This window comes from Nostoc sp. FACHB-152 (assembly GCF_014697475.1).
Classification (GTDB): Bacteria; Cyanobacteriota; Cyanobacteriia; order Cyanobacteriales; family Nostocaceae; genus Nostoc_B.
The window spans coordinates 269728-288699 of record NZ_JACJRV010000003.1 but is presented as its reverse complement, the minus strand read 5'-3'; the positions used below and the strand labels follow the sequence as shown (position 1 = coordinate 288699).

Here is an 18972-nt window from a genome sequence, read left to right as displayed (position 1 = left end):
TCAAATTCCTCTGATAATTGCGTTAGATTGCCTTTTTAGAATGCACTATATAAAGGGTGAAGTATAAAGTTCATGTTTCATACTTCATTCTTATGACTTGATACTTTTTGCTACTAGCTTTTTGCATCAAAAATGACAAGAGGGAAATCCCAATCAAATTAGTTTATTAAGAGTGGGTATTCACCACCGTCATCTTTTTCCGTGCTAACTAAACTGGAAGTATTGGCTCCTGGATTTATTCAGCAGCGCACATCCAATCTCTATCGCAGTAAACAAAGGTAGATTTAACATGACAGCAACATACGACAGATTCGACACTGTAAATCAATCTGCTCACAATGGCACCACAACCATTGAACAAGCAATTTTAGAAGCGATCGCAGAAGCTCGTCAAACTTGTGAGTTGAGCGGCGATGGTTCTCCTAACTGTGCTGTAGCTTGGGATATCGTCGAAGAGTTACAAGCCGAAAAATCTCATAAACAGCAAGCAAAACAACGCAAAACCTCGCTAGAAAGTTTCTGCGATATGCATCCAGAGGCTTTAGAGTGTCTAATTTACGATGTTTAACAGTGAACAGTCATCAGTAAACAGTTATCAATCAAAAACTGATAACTGATAACTGGTTTAATTCTCGTGTAAGTCAGCCATTGCTGATTTCGTCAGTTGCTTAATTACGTCTAAATTCGGCGGTGGTGTTTCACTTTCCATCCCTAACCACAACAGATATTCCACATTCCCAGCTGGGCCTGTAATAGGCGACCAAGTTAAGCCTTTGTATCTCCAGCCTATTTTATCAGCTGCTTGCAATACCTGGAAAATAGCATCAGCTTGGTCGTCAGGGTCGCGCACCACACCTTTTTTGCCAACGCGGGATTTTCCCACCTCAAATTGTGGCTTGACCAGCAATACCGCTTCACGGGGAGCTTGAGTTAATTGCCATAATGCAGGCAGAACCTTGGTTAAGGATATAAACGATACATCCACCACCGCCAAATCAGGGATGCGATCGCCTTCACTATATAATTGTTCGGGTTGTAGTTGCCGTAAATTGGTGCGTTCTCGCAAAACTACTCGCGGGTCGTTTCGCAACCGCCAATCAACTTGACCGTAACCGACATCAATACCATAAACTAAACTGGCTCCAGCTTGGAGCAAACAGTCAGTAAAGCCACCTGTAGATATTCCGCCATCTAAACAAACCCGTTCTGCTACAGGAATGGCGAATACTTCCAAAGCCTTGGCTAGTTTATCACCACCACGAGAAACGAAGCGCGATCGTTCTTTTACTTTGATTTGTGCCGCAACATCAACCTCTGTCCCCGCCTTATCAATTACCTGTTCATTAACCATCACTTCCCCCGCTTGAATTAGCCTTTGTGCTAAAGCGCGAGAATTACATAAATTTAACTCTACTAATAATGTATCAAGCCGTTTTTTAACCAAATCTTACCTTCTAAGAACTTTTTTCTTAGCTTTATTATTGAAATTTATGTCCTTCCTTATTTATCAGTTAGGATTCTATTCCAAACATTAGTCCTCCTCATCATAGTTGAACATTAAAACAAATTTTTGTTTAGGCAATACCAGCATAGGTAGATATATTGGATGCTCATCCCATTTATCATTTCCTTTCTGATAACAAATAATTAACGTTGGTACATCAGGGTAGTCCTTTTGAGCTTTTATTGACCATTCACCTGAGCCGAAGCCAAATCCGCCCCATTCAAAAGGAGCTTTTCTTGGCATATCTAATCCTTGACTTTTATTTTTGATACCTCTACGAACGTTTAAACGTCCCTTTTTCATACCTTTTGATTGCAGATCTTTTAATCCTTTAAGAATACGTTTATCTTCCCATTCTTCAGATGGAATATAATAACTTTTTGTGTGACTAAGAATTTGAATAATAAAATCTATATCTACTTCATAATATTTTGTATCTTCTGTATAGTTCATCAATATTTTTTCTATTTTATGAAAATTTTCCTCAATATCTTCTCTTTTGTAAGCTGGACTTTGAGGAAAAATCAATTTCCCAGGTTTTAATACATTAATTGTGGAGGGATCTAAAACATTAGAGCGAGTTGGTTTAAGATTTCCTCCTATCCAGACAGGTTGAATTTGAATGTTATGAATATCATCTCCTATAGCTTGACGCATTGCTTCATCCGATTCATGAATAGAACGAAAAGACTCAAGTATATGTTCTGCTAAAAAGAGACGAGTAACATCTTTTAATTGTGGACGATAACCATACATTCGAGCGTGTTGATGAACTGTATCGATTACCTTTTGTTTTGCATCACGCCCATAATAAGTTACCATTAAACCCTCAATTGTCACTCCTCTACCTAACCTATTACCACCGATTAGTATATTCATCCCAGGATTATAGTTAGGCTCTTTGTCAGGGTTGTTTGCATTAATGATTTTAGGTATTGCACGTCTTAGCTGAATTTTTAATTCATCTATTAGTTCATTAAATGGTGGTAATTTATCAACAGTTTTGTTTAATTCTTCATAAGCTTGCTCTAACCATTTTATTGCTTGTTTGTTTTTGGTTGCTGAACTCTTATCTCGAATTGCTTGATCTAAATGAATTACAAATTGACTAATAACTTTCTCTAAGACATTATGAATATCTTGTTTATAACAAATATGAGCAAGAAAAGAATATGTTGCATCTTCTTTATCCGAAGATAGCATTTTATAAGTTGAACCTAGAAAGAAGCAACAAAGTGCAAACCTCAATCCATCAGGAATTATCCATTGATTACCAGGGTTTTCACCCTTTTGTTTCTTGATTTCGTTGATCTCTTCAGCATCTACAAGACAACAGTAGTTACTTTTTTCAGTAAAAAATAATTCACCACCCATATAACTCTCTCCTGGTTCTGGTAGTGCTGCACAAAATTGTGGACTACAAGGATGGGATAACTTTTGTAATAGCAAACTTTGAGGAGTCGCCGTAATCTGAATGTAAATATGATTAGCAACTTCTTGACGTATCTCACCTATGTGTACAAAAGTGGAACTGTCAGGAACCGCATCTTTTCCGTGTTTAGCTTGTTTAGATTCATTCGTATTTAAACTAGCATTATCGGCTTCGTCATCAAAAATTAATGTAGGGAAATTTTTGACTTTAGCGGTTTTTAAAACTATCAATAATCTCTTCAAGTGAGAGATATTTTTGGTTGTAACTAAAACAACGCCTGTATCTTTAATATAGGGTATAACTTTAGTTTTTGCAAAATCATCTGGGTCTTCTTTCCATGCCTCCCAATCAAAAATAACAGGGCCGCCTTCGATCTGATTATTAAAACGGTTTGCAGTTTGTTCTCCTAACCATGTATTGTTAGATGTTAAAACTATAAAACAACGAAAATTATTTTCATGAGCTAGTGCTAAAGTTGCAATAGTTGTGTTAGTCTTACCACTTTGAACTCGACCATAAATAAGTCCGGTTGTACCATTAGGAATTGGGTCTTGTCCTTTATAAACTTGACTGACTAACCCTGTGCTATTTTTTCCTACATCACCATGACCAAAATTTTCTGAATAAACATTGACGCAGTTTTGAACAACTTCAATAGCAGTGTCTTTAAGTTTATTTGCTTCTCGCTGACCTATTTTTTTCTCTAATTTTTTAATTAATCTATCAATACAGTCGCCATTAATTTCAATCGGAGTATGTGTCATAAATTATTTTATGCTGATAAAATTGCTTCAGGCCAATTATTTTGAGGTATTGTTCGCTCTAAAGGAACTCTACCTGTACCTTTAACATAATAGCTTCCTCTTAATTCTCTTTTCACAGAGATACGCTGATTTGCTAAACCATCGTTATGATTAATAATTGTCCATAATTGTTCTTCTGATAGACAACAAATCCCATCCCGATGACAAATTAATGCTATAAAAAATTTGACATTAGGATATGTTTGATGAACTATTCTTAATGCTATTTCTTCCTGTGAACTAAAGCTAAATGACCAAGAAGAATTGGGTTTTTTTGATATTTTGAATAAGATAGCAGATTCTCTATAATCACTTTTGGCAAGATAAAGAGACGGATGGATAGAAGATAAATAACTTATAGATATATAAGATGCTCCTTTGAGAAGTCGAAGAAAAGCCGCACCGTGCAAGAATTCTAGATCATTAATGCTCATGGAAATATTGGCATTAGTTAAATACTATGTACTATAGTATACTTTAGTATACTAGTATTTTTGTTAAAGGGACATAAATCATTTTGGTATTGCTGAATTAACGAATGATTTGTGTGGGTAAGCAGCTAGATGCTCATCTTACACGAAAGTATTCAACATTTTAGTCTGACTACGCCACTACATCAAAATAATTAAGACACAGCAAAATCTGTGTACTGGCGCAGTTCTTCTGGATGGAAACCTAAAACAATATCTTCGCGTGGGATACCTGCTTCTAATAATGCTGTTGCAACTGGCTCAGAAGTACCATCATATTGAATCCACACTTTATTATTAATAATATCTATATGCACGATGGAAGCGTGTATGCGGCGTACTCCATCCCAACCAACGTGTACCACTTCGTAATGGTCGCGTTCTGAATCAATAACTGCTTCTGTTTCTATTTGACCATTAGCAGGTTTATGACCAGCATATTCAAATATTAATTGACGAATAATTTCACGATAGCGAGTTAGCTTACCCATGTAATAATCCTCTCTGTTTTCTCATCAAAAATAATTAGATTTATTTTTATATTAGTGATAATTAGCTGACCAAAGCGTTCAGAAAATATACCTTCATAAACTCGCTGAGCCACTGCTAGATATAGTTTGCGTGATGGTTCCAGTTCTTTAAGCACAGTGCGGTAAATTTCATACTGTCCCACAGCTTCTTGCAAGTCACTCACAGGAGAAAGGCTGAGAAAACTTTTGATTTCAACCGCTATTTTTTCATTATCTCTCTCAGCAGCAATAGTAACTTTTTCGGCTCCAATATCTATGTAAAGTTCTCTACCACCATAGGCAAGATAAAAAGGATCGTTGGTTATTGTCCAACCATCTGCTGTAAGTGCTTTAATGAATGCGGCATGATATATATCTCTGGCAGGCATTGGTAGAAGATAAGTCCTTACGGATAATAACTGTAAAAAAACGATCGCTTCTTAACAAAAACAAGAGGCGATCGCTTTACAAAAATTTAAATAGCAGACATCCACAGCAGCAAAAAAAGTACAGCTTGAAAAGCCTAAAAAAACTAGTTCCTAACCTCTAGTCCCTAGTCCCTCTCTCAGCTTTTAAACATCCTGCTCGCTCAACTCGCGGGTGATATGGTCAAAAGGTTCATCGACAAAAGCAGCATTAACAACGCCTGCTGCTGCTACTTGTTCTTTGACTATATCCTTCATCAGCTGGACACCACGAACTGTTGGCCCAATAGGTACACCTAGAGAATTGTAAGTTTCTCTTAGCCCTTGGAGTACGCGCTCATCTAACACATTTGTGTTACCAGCAACAAGTGCATAAGTAGCATAGCGTAGATAATAGTCCATATCCCGCAAACAAGCCGCATAACGACGAGTTGTGTAGGCATTTCCACCGGGACGAATCAATTCTGGTAGTTCTTCAAATAATTTAGAACCAGCTTGCTTAACAATAGCAGCAGCATTTGAATTGATAGCAGCCGCAGCTTGTACCCGTGCTGTACCACTCTCAAAATAAGATTTCAGACTGTCGATCGCATTGCGGTCAAAATAACGTCCAGCTACGTCATAATTCTTAATTAAACTTGTAACTGCATCGCGCATTCTTTTTCTCCCAATCGTTGCTTTCTATGATTTGATATTTATTTGGCTGCGATACGCACCAGTGAATTTTTGTGCTATTTAAAATAAGTTCGGCACAAAAACAATTTATCGGCTACTTTAAGGATTCTATGCCAAAGTTGCCCCCGATGAATGAACTTTCCAGTTTTGTACAGATGACGTGTGAAAGGTTAATATAACCTGTAATCCAGGGAATCTGTAACAAAAACTACATATTTATGTAATCTCAAATCTTTACGATAATCCAGGTGTGTCACAACTTGGTTGGGATCAGTAGGGTTAAGATGCTTTGGCAGATTCTGGTTTTACAATAGGAAATTGGCAGAGAAGGAGTAACAATGACAACCCCACAAGAAGTCTTGAAATTGATCCAAGACCAAAACATTCAGATGATTGATCTGAAATTCATCGATACTCCAGGAACATGGCAACATTTGACCGTGTACCACAACCAAATCGATGAAAGTTCATTCACTGATGGCGTGCCTTTCGACGGTTCCAGTATTCGGGGTTGGAAAGGTATCGAAGAATCAGACATGACAATGGTGTTAGATCCCAACACAGCTTGGATCGACCCATTCATGAAAGAGCCAACCCTAAGCATAATTTGTAGCATTAAGGAACCCCGCACAGGGGAATGGTACAACCGTTGCCCACGCGTTATTGCTCAAAAAGCTGTTGATTATCTAGTTTCTACTGGTATTGGTGATACTACTTTCTTTGGCCCTGAAGCTGAATTCTTCATTTTTGATGATGTTCGCTTTGACCAAACTGCTAATTCCGGCTACTACTACGTAGACTCTGTAGAAGGTCGTTGGAATTCTGGTAGAGAAGAAGGCCCCAACTTGGGTTACAAACCACGCTTCAAAGAAGGTTATTTCCCAGTTTCGCCAACCGACAGTTTCCAAGACATTCGGACAGAAATGTTGCTGACAATGGCGCAGTGCGGTGTCCCCATTGAAAAGCAACACCACGAAGTTGCAACTGGTGGTCAGTGCGAACTCGGTTTCCGCTTCGGTAAGTTAGTTGAAGCGGCTGACTGGCTAATGACTTACAAATACGTCATTAAGAACGTAGCTAAAAACTACGGCAAAACCGTTACCTTCATGCCAAAACCAATTTTTGGCGATAACGGTTCCGGTATGCACTGTCACCAGTCTATTTGGAAGGATGGCAAGCCTCTATTTGCTGGCGATAAGTATGCTGGTTTGAGCGAAATGGCATTACATTACATTGGTGGCATTCTTAAACACGCACCAGCACTCTTAGCTATCACCAACCCCACCACCAATTCCTACAAACGTCTAGTACCAGGCTATGAAGCACCTGTTAACTTGGCTTACTCCCAAGGTAACCGTTCTGCTTCTGTGCGTATTCCTCTCTCTGGCACTAACCCCAAAGCAAAACGCCTAGAGTTCCGTTGTCCAGACGCTACATCTAACCCTTACTTGGCATTTGCAGCCATGCTTTGTGCTGGCTTGGATGGTATCAAGAACAAAATTGATCCAGGTGAGCCTTTAGATAAAAATATTTACGAACTGTCTCCCGAAGAACTGGCGAAGGTTCCTTCTACTCCAGGTTCTCTAGATAAAGCATTAGCAGCTTTAGAGAATGACCACGCTTTCTTGACTGAAACAGGCGTGTTCACTGAAGACTTCATCCAAAATTGGATTGACTACAAACTGGCTAATGAAGTTGAGCAGTTACAATTGCGTCCTCATCCTTATGAGTTTTACCTCTATTACGACTGCTAATTGCAACTAGTAGTGATTTTTAAGCCACCCTTAAGGGTGGCTTTTTTTATATAACAACAGCCAAGACAGTTAAGAAATGAACAGAGGATTAAACCTAAACACCAAAGACTTTAACCCTGTCACCTACTTTTAACCTAGCTCATAGCAGCATTGCTGCTTCCATATATGGTGCGTGTAGTTTGGTCTATCTTCCCTTGAATGGGATTCCAATAATGGGACACTTCTTCAGGAAGACCGAGTTCTTGTGCAGAACGCATCAGCATCGATTGTTGACGGTTTTTAACTTGTTGATATTGACGCATCATAATTGCACGAGATTTTTCTTGAATAGACATACTTCAGTCCCCCTAGGGTTTTAGTTATATTTTTTAGACATTTTTTCTTTGTTGATATCACTATAACAAAAATTCTGTAGCTAAAGTTACAGTTTTAATTTTTTTGCTAAAATTAAAATAAATCTTAATATTCTAGAGGCTAGAATGAGTATTTTTACGTGAGATGTAATTTCAAAAGTCACGAAATTCTCATAATTCTGTTCCTGGCAAATTCGGAAAAAACAATCATTTAGGTTTCCGTTCAGCAGCGAAAAATTGAGCTAGCATCAAAAAAGACACTTAATAAATCTTCATACTATGACCGTTATTTACCCACGGAAATTTCAAGGGAATCTAGGGGCGAGAGATATTTTAAAACACGTAGTTCGCGATCGCGAATTGCATCTGATGACCCTAAATCGCTACCGCTACAGCGAACAGCGCAGTTGCAAAGACCTCACAGAGGTAATTGAAAAACTAGACGGACAGCCACGAGAACTAGTCCGAGATTTATCACATCACATTTCTGATGAAGCTCGTCACGCCATGTGGCTAACTGATTTATTAGTAGAACTAGGAACCGATATCGGCAATCCCCCTGGAATGCCTTATATTGATGAATTTGATTGGCTGTTGGATAAAGATACTCACGATCCAAAAACCAACTTAGACGACACCATAATTGCTGGTATGGCAGCAATTAACATTACTGAGAAACGTGGCTGTGAGTATTTTTCTGCCCACATTTATGCTCTTAAGCAAGCACCACAAACAGCAGAAAATATCAAAATCCGCGAAACTATCGAAAAAATTCTGCCAGAAGAAGCCGGACACGTCCGTTGGGGTAACCGTTGGCTAGTGCAAATAGCTAATAAAAGTCCAGAACATCGGCAAAAAGTCGAACAAGCCAAGCGCAAGTATGCAGCAATTGAACAGGCCGCCTTTGAATCAGGCATGGACATTACTCTAGGTGCAGAACTCCGACGAGTAACGAGGCTAGTGGAAATTGCAAATACTATGCCAGTGTGGGAACGTCCGCAATACCTAATGGAACGCTTACCACAGGCTTTGCTAGCACCCCAGTTGCAGTTCACTAGAATTCAAGCTGCACAAAAAGCTTGGCAGCGTGACCCACAAGCATTTATGGAGAAGTTTGTACCAATGTTTCTCAACGGCCTCAAAAAGCCAGAGGACAAGCAAGAGAAAACTAGTGTTTAAAAATGTTTAGTAGGGGCGAAAATTTGTTCGCTCCTACTAGCTAATCGAAAGTTGGCAAATTATTCGGGTCAATACCCTGAGATGCCAAATAAGCCATCAATCGTTCTTTTTGTTGACGTTCTTGTTCAGCACGTTGGCGTTCTTGTTCAATTTGTTCCACAGCCCACTGTAACAAATTGCCTTCTGCATCCCACCAACGCAACCAATATCCTGTGCGGGCTTCTTTAGTGCCTTGCCAAGTTCCCAAGAATAAACCAATTGACTCTATCCAATGACGACCATTTTCGTCAGGTAGCTGCAACTCATAACGTTTATTTTCCAGTTGGTAAAATTCCAATAAGCCGCTATCGGGTTCAAAAATTATATAGATGGGAACCTGTAAAATCTGCTCGTAGAAAAACCATCTTCCTGGTGGGTATGTGCGCTTAACAGAATATTCTCCGCCTTCAGTGTCGGATAAAAACTCCATAACGATCACCGGCACATCTCCTTCTAAATTAGGAGTATAACTTTTGCGATCGCTCAAAACTTGATTAACTGCTGGTACATAAACCCAGTCAGGTGCTTTCAAAATTAATTGTCCGTTGACAGTCGCACAAAGTCCAAAATTTGACGCTATCAACATTTGTGGTTGGATGAACCCACTAATTTCTAAGCTTTCGCGCAAAGCACCAGCCAAAATCGGCTGATTAGTATTCTCCACAGGTTCATCCTCTAATTGATAATCATCGGGTAACGCTTCCCAAGAGATTACCATTTCAGTGAGCGATTTAGCTTCGCCCAGTTGGGTTGCCATAAACACAGCATAAATATTAGTTTCTTCTTATGTTATCGCTCCCTGGAGAAGTTGTAGATATAGTTTGAGTTTCTAAAAATAAATTATCTGATTTGAGGAATAGATGATGCTATAACTTCCGTAACTTTGCTTGATGTTACCAATGCAAAGGTGTCAACCGAATCTATACAAAGAACTTATGAATGTAAAATCGAAAGAATGTTAAATTTCTTGAGTATTAAAAATTTTATCTTGTTGTAAGTCAGTATGCTTTAAAGTTTGAGGCTGATTTGATTTTTGGGCTAGAAGATGATTGTTGACTTGTCAAAATTCATCATACTAAAGAGCTTTATGTAGCTGGAAAAGCTTTGTTGATAGATTCTATTAAATCTCTGCGTCCACTACCACGATGAGGTGTGGGGTTGTCTGGCACATTGGGTTTAGGTTTCGGTTTTGGCTTTGCTGAAAGTAACTGTTGTGGTGCTGTAGCAGAAGAGAGCGTATGTGAGCGATTTAATTTCTCCTGACAATCAAAAGCTAAAGAACCGAACACCAAACTAGAAACTAAAAGGGAAAATGTAACACGCATAGCAGATATTAATCTTAAATGTCTTATATTTACTGCTACTAAGTTTTTGAAATGTATCCGGAAAGTTTGATAAATAGTATTCGGTTTTACAGAAATAAATTTATGTTGAAGTTATGTCGATTTTGTCAACTAATATCCAGTTACCAGAGTAATTTAGCCTACCCCAAACAGTGACTAATTGCTCATGTAGTGCTATTTGTAACTGTTCGTCTACTGGCGATCGCAAAGTTACTAGTTGCCACAGTTCCCCTTGATTAGCAGTTGGTGCAGTAATTTGAAGCTTGTAATCTTGCTGATCTAAACGCTGGAAAATACCTGTAAAAGAGTTACTTTCTTGTATTAATGCTTGGTCAATATCTAAATAATTAGAATTCCCCAAAGCTAGCTGAGGAGAATCCCCACTCAATGGATAAATTTGGGGTCTATCTAAATAATACTGTTGTACAGAAAACCATTCCGGATGATTTGGCAGAAAATTTAGATTAAATAAAGGAACGATGGCAGCAGGTGCTTGTGCATCTTGTAATAATGCTTCTTGTAAAACCCTCACAGGTAAATCCCTCGGCTGTACGCCCAACTCAACGCACATAGCAGCCGCCATTCCTGCGGCTTGACCGATACCCATCACCACAGGTTGTAATCTTGTTGCACCATTAGCGATGTGAGACACAGAAATATTTTTTTCACAAACTAATAAACCATCTACAGCAGCTGGAACTAAGCAACGGTAAGGAATGGTGAACGGTGTTCCTGTCCAGCGTCCTCCCCAACGAATTGACTTGGGTTGTAGTGGTAAATCAAACCCAGGATAATGATGATCGTTGGCGTAGTTACCAATAGCTACGGTATCGGGAAACAAAGATGCAACTCTACCGCCAGTCACAGGTAAGATATCTTGTTCTCGAATTGTAGTGAGTCCCACTAGACGGCGGCTCTCTCGATAATAAGGATGTAATGCAAAAGCTGTGTCAGCAGTTGGAAAAACTTCTTGCGCTAAACCATAGCGGCGGCCTAACTGACTTTGAATAAAATGAGCAAAGTTTTGACTATGCCAGCGACATTCTTGCAGAAACTCGGCTTGAGATGTTTTTGACTCTACCAAACGCCCAACACCTTCAGCGTAATCATTACCCTTGATCGGCCAGTTAATCATAAAGCGATCGCCTGGCAAGCGTCCATAATTCAAAAATTGCTCTGCACCATAGTTTTCCCAAGTGCCATCAAATAGAGAAGGATTATAATTAGGCGCAGCCGGAATTCTTGGTGCAACAGCATCACCAAAATCTTGCATAATTACAACCCAAGTGGGTGACTGCACCGGATATTTTTCTGTAATTGTATTATATGTAGTTGGTGCGCTGGGTTCTTGCCACTGCGATCGCAACTCCCAACCCCAACGATAAGGGACATCTGCCAAAGCCAATAAATCTCCTAATTCTGTACCGTCGAGAATCACCTTGGCTTGAACAGTAAAATCAGCAAACCTAACGCCAGTTATACAATCTCCCTCACGCAACACCTCCAAAGGTACTTGCCCAGAAATCCAATGCAGATTTGGCAATTCTTTTATCCAATCTGCAAAAATCTCTGCCCCCACACGGGGATCGTAACTGAAAAAACTCACCCAACTATTATCTAATCCTCCGGGTTGCCGGTGTCGTAATTCTTGTAAAAACGCACCCCATAACCCCGTTTGGAAAGCAATTAATTCATTACCATCTGGTGCAGATACTCCGGCTGAAGTCAGCATTCCCCCCACCCAAGAAAATTCACTCACCAAAATAGTTTTGGCTCCCCGTCGCGCCGCTTGAATAGCAGCCGCCGTGCCACCAGTTCCACCACCTACAACTAAAACATCAACTGTATATATCTGATTAACCATTAATATTTTTTGTATTCTTTAACAGCAAAACTAGTACGGCTCCCGACAGAATACCACCAAACCAACCGAACAAAGTATTGACAAGTATCCACCAGCCAGGTTGCTCAACATATTTTCACAGGCTCAACCATTGGGCAATCCCAACTATGGGGACACCCCTCCTTAATAAGGGCCACCAAATTGAAAATTTGGTGAGGTGTTTCACCCTGTTGTAATGGTATGGGCTGTTACAGCTATACTGTTTTCCTCCTGCCTTCCTTGATAAAAATATATGCTGGAAAAAGCATGGATTTTGCTAACGAAACCCATGCCCCTACTTACCGATACTGTTAATAGCCTAGCGAGCAGCTACAGCTATCTTTGCGTGTTTATTTACATAGTTCACAAATAATTGCTTCAGCCTGGGACTAACACTAAAGCCATTAAAGTTTTCTAAGAATTCAAAACCTAGACTCTTGGCTTTTGCTAAAGTTTGCTCTGTTGTTAATCCTTCTTTAATGGCTATACTCAACAAGGCAATTCCTGTTGAACGCATCCCTGCGGCACAATGTATGACGACTGGTTTTGGTAGCTTTTCAAGTGTCTTCAGGGTTTTGGTAATTAACTCTTCATTCAATTCTTCTAGCTTCACGGGTACGTTGACGTAATACAGCCCCAATTTTTGGGCTAGCTTTTGCTCATCCTGAAAGAATCCTAGTTCATCAGGCGATCGCAGATTTAACACTGACTTATAACCTTCTTGGATAGCTTGCTCAAGCTGTTTTAATGAGATTTGTCCTGTTGTTGTTAAACTTTCATTAATCAATATGGCGTTGTTCACATTCACTCCTTGTGCTTTTCTTTGCAAATATGCTGATAACCAAGCTGTGAGCAGCTATTCAAAAATTCGCAGTCAAATTTGACAAATATGGCAAACCATCGGCTGATAGCTGCTAAATTTGTCTTTTTGCTTTGATTATTTTCTTGTTCTATCCATAATATACGGTTAGTCTATCGGTTAACCGATGTTTGGAATAAATAATGCATATTTCCGATAGATTTAGTGGTTTTTATATATCAATCTGATTTACTGAGGTTAGAAAAAATGTTCTATTTCTGAATTAAGGCGATCGCACTTTGTTTCTGAAAGTTTATAGCTTAACGTTGACAGCTAATGTTACATCTAAGATCGTTGAACGGTGAAAAAATCAACGTGAAAGCACAGGTATTTAGAGGCGTAAATCAACTGTCTTTTGAAGACATCCCAGTACCAACGCTCTTAGCAGATGAAGTACTGGTGCAGGTGCAAGTTGTAGGGTTATGTCAGTCAGATATTAAAAAAATTCGTTATCCTCTGTATGAACCACCACGCATATTTGGACATGAAACTGCGGGAACAATTGCCGCAGTAGGTTCGGAAGTCAGAGGTTGGCAGGTGGGACAACGAGTAGCTGTGATGCATCACATTCCTTGTATGCGTTGCGCCTACTGTTTAAATGAAAATTTCTCGATGTGCGATGTCTACAAGAATATCTCCACCACAGCCGGATTTAATGCCAGTGGTGGCGGTTTTGCCGAGTATGTGAAAGTCCCAGGACATATTGTGCAGAATGGCGGGTTAATTCCTATCCCCGATGATATTTCTTTTGAAGAAGCGAGTTTTGTTGAACCAACTAATTGCTGTCTCAAAGCAGTGAAAAAAGCTCAAATTGCCCCTGGACAAACTGTGTTAGTTACAGGAGCCGGGCCAATTGGGTTAATGTTTATCATGTTGGTGAAGTATTTTGGGGCAAAAGCGATCGCCACTGACTTACTGCCTTCTAGAATAGACAAAGCCCTAAATGTTGGCGCTGAAGCAGCTTTTGATGCTCGCGATCCCGATTTACCTGCAAAAATTCATGCACTCACCGATGGACTGGGTGTAGATGTGACATTGTTAGCTGTACCTAGTGATAAAGCGTTCTTTCAAGCACTAGACTGTACGCGTAAAGGTGGGAAAATACTGTTCTTTGCCGAGTTTCCCGATGAATTAGAAATTCCTATCAATCCGAATATTCTTTACCGCCGAGAAATTGACTTGATGGGTAGTTACAGTTCTTCCTATCGTATTCAGGCACTTTCGGCTGATATTGTCTTTAATCGGCGGATTGATGTGTCAGCTTTAATTAGCGATCGCTACCCCTTAAAAGACTTATCAGCAGCCGTAGAACAAGCGATCGCCCCTTCTCCCGATACATACAAAATTTTAATCTATCCTTGATCCGGGCAAAGAAGGTAACTCCTAGAAAATACTTATAGCTAATTTTGCCATCGACTCTCAAAATGGGAGTCAAACTTAGGAGGGAATTTAATTATCAAAACGCACATTGCCTAATCTTTGTTCCCTAGTTCCTATACATCTACCCAAACAATGCCCATGACTTTAGTGATAGTTGTCATCCTCGCCTTTTATGTCGCCTTTAATCTTGGCGCTAACGATGTTGCCAACGCGATGGGAACATCCGTCGGTTCTAAAGCGGTGACTCTCAAACAAGCAATCATCATTGCGGGAGTTTTAGAGTTTACTGGCGCAGTCTTGTTTGGGCATGAAGTATCAGAAACTTTAGCGACAAAAGTTGCAAATCCTAATTTATTTGCAGCTACACCCCAATTGTTAGTTACAGGAATGATGACAGTATTAATATCCTGTGGTGTATGGTTGCAAATCGCCACAGCCAAAGGTTTACCTGTATCATCTTCTCATGCAGTTGTTGGTGCGATCGCTGGATTTAGTGCGGTAGCAATGGGCATAGGTGCAATTGATTGGCCATCAATTGGCATGATTACCATTGGTTGGATTGTGACACCGATAATTAGCGGTAGTATTGCCGCCTTGTTTTACAGCCAAATTAAACGCTGGATTTTAGATCAACCAAATCAAGTTACTCAGCTAAGAGAGTGGATTCCTTGGCTGAGTTCTGCTTTGTTGGGTGTGTTTGGCGTAATTGTGCTACCTTCTCTAACGCAACCTTTAACTAATTTCTTAATTGAAAAAGTTGGGATCGATATACCTGCATACGACATTCCCCTATTCACAGGTGCATTAGCAGCAGTAGGACTGACTTTAATTAGTTGGCGACAACTAGAAGTGGAGGAATGTAGGGGTGCAGAGGAAGAATACATAACTTCCCATTCTCCATTCCCCACTCCTATCGAAAGATTATTCGGTCGATTCCAGCTACTCAGTGCTTGCTTTGTGGCTTTTGCACATGGTTCTAATGATGTGGGAAATGCGATCGCACCTTTAGCGGCGATCGTATATATCAACACGACTGGTAACGTACCGATAAATGGCATTACTATCCCAGTGTGGATTTTAGTTGTGGGTGGTGCAGGTATTGTTGCAGGTTTAGCCATTTGGGGCAAAAAAGTCATTGCTACCATTGGCGAAAACATTATTGCGTTGCAACCTAGTAGTGGATTTTGTGCAGAACTTGCAACCGCCACTACCATTCTCCTAGCTTCTCGGTTAGGTTTACCTGTTTCTACTTCCCATGCACTTGTTGGGGGCGTAGTTGGTATTGGAATGGTGCAAAGCCTGAATGCAATTAAATTCCAAACTCTGCAAAGTATTGCTGCTGCATGGTTAATTACAGTTCCATTAAGTGCAGTTCTTAGTGCAAGTATCTTTAGTTTGGCTCGGATTTTTTGGTACTAGCAGAACACTGAGAGTAGGGAATAGAGGCTGGGTTAGAGAAGGTAGATTTTTTTTGATTGATAGGGCAATTTTCTAATGACTAACTTGAAAAAGGCAGGAAGTAAAAAGTGCAAAATAAACATTTAAATTCACCTTACTTTCTATTGCACACTATCTAGAAATACAAGAATTAGCTAAAATATTTTTGAGGAGAAAATTAGATTTAAAAATTCCCAGGACAAACTAAGCTTTAGGCGAAAAGTAAACTGTAACTTATGTTACAGTTTGCCTTGATTTACAGTTAACTTTTTTAATCGCCATTGTTAAAAATTACCAGGTATTTATTGACAAGTATTTAAAACTTACGGTTGGTATCAAAATAACAAGTATTTATATTGAGTGATATATTTTCTATCTAAAAATCTCACTTTTAAAGGATTGAATTTTCGGGTGATACATGGCACATAGTATGTGAAGCTGTAAAGTCCAAAACTATATCCTTTGCCAAGCTGTGTACAGCATGACAAAATTACTGTGATACGTGCAAATCTTGTTAAATTTTTTGGTCTATCTAACAAAATACTGAAAACTAGTATGAACGCCAAGCAAATTTACGGGACGCAGCTTTATCTTCAAGGTGTTAGAGGTTAGAAGCTAATGGGGCGATTTGAGAAACGACCAGACAACCCGCGAGTTAGAGGCGAACTATCGAGATCGGCAGAAACAGCACTCTGGGCTGTTGTCGAGGATTTAGAAAATCTTCAACAAAATGTGCTGAAATCATTGCAAGACGAAATAAAACGGCTACAAGCGGAAAAAGAACGCCTGTACGATGACATTCAAAAGCTGCTAGAGGAAAAAGAACACTTACAACAAGTGCGACAAATTACCGAACAGCAAGTGTTAATTCGTCAGTTGGCAGAAGTTTTAGCCAAACATATTTCTTCGCAACTGCAATCATCGCTCAAAAATTTAGCTAACGAACTGAAGATGGGCGAGGCTGATGAACAAGCAGTTCTAAAATCAGCCGAAAGTAATGAGCAGATTAAACAAATGCTGGGCAGTTTGGATGATACTCTAACCATTACTTTTAACTCGCTGCAACAAGAACTAAAAAATTATCAAGGTAATCTGTCACAGCAATTGTCTCGGATGCAAAGCCAGCAACAGCAAGGAGAAACTATTGTTGAGGAATTAGTTGGTCGGCTGCGTAGTGAATTAACAAAAGCAATTCAAGAAACTACCCAAGAAAAAAAATCATCCCCGCCAACGGTTTTACAACCAGATGAGCCACCGTCGGGTAGTACGATAAAAATTTCGCCGGCTACGGTTTTACAATCAAGTGAGCGATCGCCTAGTAGTTCTTTAAAAGTATCTTCACCCACAGTTTTACAACCAGATGAGCCAGCATCAGTTAGTTCTTCAGTAAGCTATCCACTGTTATCAGAAGTTACCAATAACTCAACCGAAAATCAGCCGAAATCTTCTGCACCAGTAGCATCGTCAGCAGTTATTATTCCCCCAATTAAAGAAAGTCCAACCCAGCCGCTTTCTATCGCCCCCAAAGACTTTCCCCCAAAAGAAAAACCTCCTGAACCAATTGTTTTACCTAACAAAGATGTTGCAGAACAACAAACGCCATCTTCAACCAGCAAAGTTAAGGGAACTGAACAAAAGTCTGTACTCCGTTTAGATAAACCAGAAACTAAATCAAAATCTTCATCTAACAAGGCTAATGAGCCAGTTTCCGTACTTAAGCCAGATTTAGTTGAGAAGGAAACAGTTTCTCAACCTGTTGCACCAGAACCTAAATCAGGAAAGTCTGGCAAATCGCAAACTTTATCGCCAATCCAAATTGGGTTCTTGCTGATTGTGTTGTCTACGGTGGTGTCATCAGTTTATAACGTCGCCGTCAAGATGATGTTCCACCAAGATTCTGCGGTGGTTGGGAGTTTAGCAGTGGAAAGGTTGCTATTACCAACTTTGGGGAATATTTTCTTAATTCTGTTGCTGCGGTTGGCGGTGGTTGTACCGCTAACGTTACTGTTAGCACCAATCATGCATCCCCAGATTTGGCAAGATCTCAAAAACTTGATGGAATCAGTACGCGGTAAACCCTCAGCAGCGAAAGTCAGGGCGCGGAGTGTTTTGCAACTATCAATTGCTAGTGGTTGCTTTTTGTTTTTATCGCAGGTGCTAATCTACATGGCTATCGGTCAAGTAACGACAGGTATGGCGATCGCACTTTTCTTTATCTACCCCAGTATTAGCGGTTTGTTGTCTTGGTTGTTATTCAGCGATAAACCCAGTGGATTCCGCGCCGCCGCCATCGGTTCGATTTTCTTAGGTGAATTATTAATTTTAGGAGGTGCTGCTACTGCGGGGATCAGTGATTTTTCTGTTGGTAGTAGTGCTGCAATTTTTGGTGGTGTAGCTTTTGCTTGCTATGTAATTCTGACTCGTGTGTGTGCTGCTAAACTGCATCCTGTGTCTTTTACTTTAATTAGTTTAACCACCATGTTCGTTTTGAGCTTGATTGGTTTGATGTTACCCCTACCCAGCAATTGGAGCCTCACAATTGATAATTCTAAGTTGCTGGAGATTGTTTTAAGTGCTTTTATTTTGGGTGTACTGACACTTTTAAGCTACGTTCTCAACAATGTTGGTATTCGCAAGTTAGGAGCCATGCGATCGGCAATTATTGGCGCAGGCGTACCAATCTTAACCGTAGTTTTTGCGGGTTTAATGATTCAGGAAACATTAGAGATAATTCAAATTTTGGGCGTGTTATTTGTCACGTTCGGTGCTGCGGCTTTCAGTTTTGAAAAAATGCGTAATCAGGTTAAATCCTCTAGTTCCGAAACTGAAAATGCTTAAGACCCGCTATATAAAAGCCAGAAAAGTTAAAATTCAAATATTAAGTAAGCTTCTAATTATCTCAAGTTTGATTTTTAACTTTTCAATTCT

The 18972-nt window shown here is 39.7% G+C and carries 17 protein-coding genes; 6 read left to right on the top strand and 11 right to left on the bottom strand.

What is annotated here, in order from left to right:
• Window positions 1-289 precede the first annotated feature (289 nt).
• Window positions 290-568 (top strand): Calvin cycle protein CP12, encoded by a 279-nt coding sequence (locus H6G76_RS05085; protein ID WP_190696297.1) that lies wholly within the window; start codon window positions 290-292, stop codon window positions 566-568.
• A gap of 57 nt (window positions 569-625) precedes the next feature.
• Here H6G76_RS05085 and H6G76_RS05080 read toward each other — a convergent pair whose 3' ends face one another.
• The 6 genes from H6G76_RS05080 to apcB form a co-directional block, all read right to left on the bottom strand.
• Window positions 626-1444, bottom strand: coding sequence for a TlyA family RNA methyltransferase (locus tag H6G76_RS05080; RefSeq protein ID WP_190696293.1), 819 nt, complete (start codon window positions 1442-1444; stop codon window positions 626-628).
• A gap of 87 nt (window positions 1445-1531) precedes the next feature.
• A complete protein-coding gene (locus H6G76_RS05075; protein WP_190696290.1) occupies window positions 1532-3700 on the bottom strand; it encodes a Z1 domain-containing protein in 2169 nt (722 codons plus the stop codon).
• An 8-nt stretch (window positions 3701-3708) separates the two neighbouring features.
• A complete protein-coding gene (locus tag H6G76_RS05070; RefSeq protein WP_190696287.1) occupies window positions 3709-4173 on the bottom strand; it encodes a hypothetical protein in 465 nt (154 codons plus the stop codon).
• A 191-nt stretch (window positions 4174-4364) separates the two neighbouring features.
• Window positions 4365-4700, bottom strand: coding sequence for a XisI protein (locus tag H6G76_RS05065; protein ID WP_190696284.1), 336 nt, complete (start codon window positions 4698-4700; stop codon window positions 4365-4367).
• Complete coding sequence (locus H6G76_RS05060) at window positions 4688-5107, bottom strand: XisH family protein (RefSeq protein WP_190696281.1); 420 nt, start codon at window positions 5105-5107, stop codon at window positions 4688-4690. The genes H6G76_RS05065 and H6G76_RS05060 overlap by 13 nt, the downstream gene beginning before the upstream one ends.
• Window positions 5108-5290: 183 nt before the next feature.
• Window positions 5291-5800: an allophycocyanin subunit beta gene (gene apcB / locus H6G76_RS05055; RefSeq protein ID WP_190696279.1), complete on the bottom strand. Its 510-nt coding sequence runs from the start codon at window positions 5798-5800 to the stop codon at window positions 5291-5293.
• 356 nt (window positions 5801-6156) lie between these two features.
• Between apcB and glnA the strand changes: the two genes are divergently transcribed.
• On the top strand, window positions 6157-7572 hold the full coding sequence (gene glnA / locus H6G76_RS05050) for a type I glutamate--ammonia ligase (protein ID WP_190696275.1): 1416 nt from the start codon (window positions 6157-6159) through the stop codon (window positions 7570-7572).
• Window positions 7573-7706: 134 nt separating this feature from the next.
• Here glnA and H6G76_RS05045 read toward each other — a convergent pair whose 3' ends face one another.
• Window positions 7707-7907: a hypothetical protein gene (locus H6G76_RS05045; RefSeq protein WP_190696272.1), complete on the bottom strand. Its 201-nt coding sequence runs from the start codon at window positions 7905-7907 to the stop codon at window positions 7707-7709.
• Window positions 7908-8204: 297 nt separating this feature from the next.
• On the opposite strand from H6G76_RS05045, the gene H6G76_RS05040 reads away from it, so the two are divergent.
• The gene (locus H6G76_RS05040; RefSeq protein ID WP_190696269.1) at window positions 8205-9104 is read left to right on the top strand and encodes a ferritin-like domain-containing protein; all 900 of its coding nucleotides are present in this window, start codon (window positions 8205-8207) and stop codon (window positions 9102-9104) included.
• 40 nt (window positions 9105-9144) lie between these two features.
• Here H6G76_RS05040 and H6G76_RS05035 read toward each other — a convergent pair whose 3' ends face one another.
• From H6G76_RS05035 to H6G76_RS05020, 4 genes are all read right to left on the bottom strand, one after another.
• The gene (locus tag H6G76_RS05035) at window positions 9145-9900 is read right to left on the bottom strand and encodes a Uma2 family endonuclease (RefSeq protein WP_190696266.1); all 756 of its coding nucleotides are present in this window, start codon (window positions 9898-9900) and stop codon (window positions 9145-9147) included.
• 328 nt (window positions 9901-10228) lie between these two features.
• On the bottom strand, window positions 10229-10468 hold the full coding sequence (gene patX, locus H6G76_RS05030; RefSeq protein WP_190696263.1) for a heterocyst-inhibiting protein PatX: 240 nt from the start codon (window positions 10466-10468) through the stop codon (window positions 10229-10231).
• A 100-nt stretch (window positions 10469-10568) separates the two neighbouring features.
• Window positions 10569-12350: an FAD-dependent oxidoreductase gene (locus H6G76_RS05025; protein WP_190696260.1), complete on the bottom strand. Its 1782-nt coding sequence runs from the start codon at window positions 12348-12350 to the stop codon at window positions 10569-10571.
• 337 nt (window positions 12351-12687) lie between these two features.
• The gene (locus H6G76_RS05020; protein WP_190696257.1) at window positions 12688-13170 is read right to left on the bottom strand and encodes a beta-lactamase hydrolase domain-containing protein; all 483 of its coding nucleotides are present in this window, start codon (window positions 13168-13170) and stop codon (window positions 12688-12690) included.
• Between the two features lie 372 nt (window positions 13171-13542).
• Here H6G76_RS05020 and H6G76_RS05015 point away from each other — a divergent pair, with 372 nt between their 5' ends.
• The 3 genes from H6G76_RS05015 to H6G76_RS05005 all read left to right on the top strand — a co-directional run bounded on the left by H6G76_RS05015 (window position 13543) and on the right by H6G76_RS05005 (window position 18882).
• Window positions 13543-14589, top strand: a complete 1047-nt coding sequence (locus H6G76_RS05015) for an alcohol dehydrogenase catalytic domain-containing protein (RefSeq protein WP_190696461.1) — start codon at window positions 13543-13545, stop codon at window positions 14587-14589.
• A 150-nt stretch (window positions 14590-14739) separates the two neighbouring features.
• Complete coding sequence (locus H6G76_RS05010) at window positions 14740-16026, top strand: inorganic phosphate transporter (RefSeq protein ID WP_190696254.1); 1287 nt, start codon at window positions 14740-14742, stop codon at window positions 16024-16026.
• Between the two features lie 636 nt (window positions 16027-16662).
• Window positions 16663-18882 (top strand): DMT family transporter, encoded by a 2220-nt coding sequence (locus H6G76_RS05005; protein ID WP_190696251.1) that lies wholly within the window; start codon window positions 16663-16665, stop codon window positions 18880-18882.
• The last annotated feature ends 90 nt before the right edge of the window (window positions 18883-18972 follow it).